The organism is Lutispora sp., from assembly GCF_041687175.1.
Classification (GTDB): domain Bacteria; phylum Bacillota; class Clostridia; order Lutisporales; family Lutisporaceae; genus Lutispora.
This window is the reverse complement of record NZ_JAWLCK010000219.1, coordinates 1-2,515: the sequence shown is the minus strand read 5'-3', so window position 1 is coordinate 2,515 and position 2,515 is coordinate 1. Positions and strand designations below refer to the sequence as shown.

Sequence of the window (2,515 nt, the reverse complement as noted above, 5' to 3'; positions counted from 1 at the left end):
CATGGAGCAGTTCAATCTTCGGAAAACCCTTTCCATCTGGATATCCAGCTTTCGCCAGATATTCTTTTGCTTTTTCTACATTTACATTCCATGGGTCTATCTCATATTCTTCTGTTACTCTACCGTTACTATCAAGTTTCCTGAAGGATGACCCATCGGATAGGCTAAAGGATGAAGGAACATAGCCTGATGCTGGAATCTCTCCACCTCTTAATACCTGTTCAACAATCATCTTCCTATCAATAGCCAATGATAAAGCTTTTCTAACATTTACATCATTTGTTGGATGTACATCTACATTAAAAGTATAGAAAGAACATGCCAGTGCAGGCTCATTATAGAAGTTTGGATCTTCTGAAGCAAGCTTAGGTATTTCACCTTGAGGTACTGTTGATAATACTTGTATTTCTCCTGCTCTATATCCTTGAAGTGCTGTAGTGTCCTCTGTAATGAATAAGCCTTTTATTCCTTTTAGCTTAACATTCTCAGCATCCCAGTAATGTTCATTTTTCTCAAAGGATAAATGAGATCCGATTTGATATTCTGTGAGCTTGAATGGGCCATTGGATATACAAGTTTCGGGAGATTTTTCCCAACCTTCACCCTGTTCTGCAATATCTTCTCTTGATGGCATGAATGCCATGAAGGATGTTAAGCTTAAGAAGTATGGAACGGGTGCCTTCAATTCAACTTGTAAAGTATAATCATCCAAAGCATTGATCTTTATATCGTCTAATTCTCCTTCACCATCATAGAATTCCTGCGCTCCTACCACATAGTCAGTAATCAAAAATGCATATGTTGCTGCTGCCTCAGGTAAACACAGTTTTTTCCATGCATATTCAAAGTCGTGTGCAGTTACAGGTTTTCCGTCGGACCATTTACCATCGGACCTTAGCTTAAATGTATAAACAGTGTTTTCTACGCCCTCTGCGTTTGGACTTACCTCATAGCTTTCTGCTGCTGCAAGTTTCAAACCATCTTTTGTATCCATCATCAGACCTTCAAACAATGTGTTGATGATGTCTCCGCCTTCAACTGTACCACATGTTTGAGGATCCCATGACTGAGGTTCGGATCCTATGTTCCATACCAGTACTGAATCAGATATGGTTTCTTCTCCAGGTTGTTCTTCTTCTGCAGGAACTTCTGATGTGACCGGGGCAGGTTTTGCACAACCTGCTAGTGTCACAATTACCATTGTCATGATTAGAAATATTGCTGTTGGCTTTTTAAGATTTTTCATGATACTCCTCCTCCATTATTATTGATAGCAACACTATCGCTAATCTTCTTTAGTTTTGTAACAGATGACAGGCTACATAATGTTTATTGCCTACATCTATCAACTTCGGGACAGTTTCTTTGCAAATATCACTCTTGTACTTGCATCTAGTCCTGAACTTACAACCCGATGGTGGGTTTATAGGACTTGGAACATCTCCTTCTAATATGATTCTCTCTGTCTTTTCTGCTAGCTCTGGGTCAGGTATTGGTATTGATGATAAAAGAGCTTTCGTATAAGGATGTATTGGATTATCATAGAGTTCATTTCTATCTGCAACTTCTACCAAACTGCCAAGATACATTACGCCTATCCTGTCAGATATATGTCTTACCATGCTGAGATCATGTGCTATGAATAAATAAGTAAGGCCAAAGCTTTCCTGCAAATCCTCAAGCATATTAACCACTTGGGCTTGAATAGAAACATCTAGAGCGGATATTGGCTCATCACATATTATAAACTCGGGATTTACCGATAAAGCTCTGGCTATACCAATTCTCTGCCTTTGACCTCCAGAAAACTCGTGAGGATATCTGCTTGCATGAATCTTACTCAATCCAACTAAATTCAATAACTCAATTATTCTTTCTTCTTTTTCTTTACCGCTTGCAATATTATGTATTTCCATGGGTTCACCTATTATATCTGCAACTGTCATCCTGGTATTCAGGGAGGCATAAGGATCTTGGAAAATCATCTGGATTTTCTTTCTGTAGGGCATCAAATCCTTCTCATCCAGCTTTCCTATGTCTTCTCCATCATAAAGTATCTTGCCACTTGTAGGCTTATAAAGCCTTATAATGGTTCTTCCTGTAGTTGATTTTCCACAGCCTGATTCACCCACTAGACCAAAGGTTTCTTTTTTGTTTATAAAAAATGAAACATCATCAACAGCTTTTACATGCTCAACCTTCTTGCGAAATATGCCCTTGTGCTTTTCAAAATACTTTTTCAGACCTCGTACCTCCAAAAGCTTTTCATTATACTCCACTCCTGACACCTCCTTTTTGTCTTTCATACTCTTCTACACGAGGTGCATTTTCATCCAACATCCAACACATAGCTTTTTGCTCGCCTCTTTGATAGTACAAAGGCATTTCTTCTTTGCAGATATTCATTGCAAAGTTGCATCTATTGTAAAAAGGGCAACCCTTTGGAGGCTTTAAGAGATCAGGAGGTGTACCAGGTATTGGAACAAGCCTCGTCTTGTTTGAAGATAACCTGGGT

The 2,515-nt window shown here is 38.9% G+C and carries 3 protein-coding genes; all 3 read right to left on the bottom strand.

All coding sequences use genetic code 11. From position 1 onward, the window contains the following. Window positions 1-1,246, bottom strand: a 1,246-nt coding sequence (locus ACESM9_RS15515; protein ID WP_373000815.1) for a peptide ABC transporter substrate-binding protein, incomplete at its 3' end; no start/stop codon positions are given. A 49-nt stretch (window positions 1,247-1,295) separates the two neighbouring features. Then, on the bottom strand, window positions 1,296-2,306 hold the full coding sequence (locus tag ACESM9_RS15510; RefSeq protein WP_373000812.1) for an ABC transporter ATP-binding protein: 1,011 nt from the start codon (window positions 2,304-2,306) through the stop codon (window positions 1,296-1,298). Then, window positions 2,269-2,515: oligopeptide/dipeptide ABC transporter ATP-binding protein (locus ACESM9_RS15505; protein ID WP_373000810.1), on the bottom strand; the 247-nt coding region annotated here is incomplete at its 5' end. The genes ACESM9_RS15505 and ACESM9_RS15510, both read right to left, overlap by 38 nt.

Bases quoted from the DNA above. Each gene is read 5' to 3' on its own strand.
- ACESM9_RS15510 (WP_373000812.1), bottom strand. From the start codon at position 2,306: ATGAAAGACAAAAAGGAGGTGTCAGGAGTGGAGTATAATGAAAAGCTT.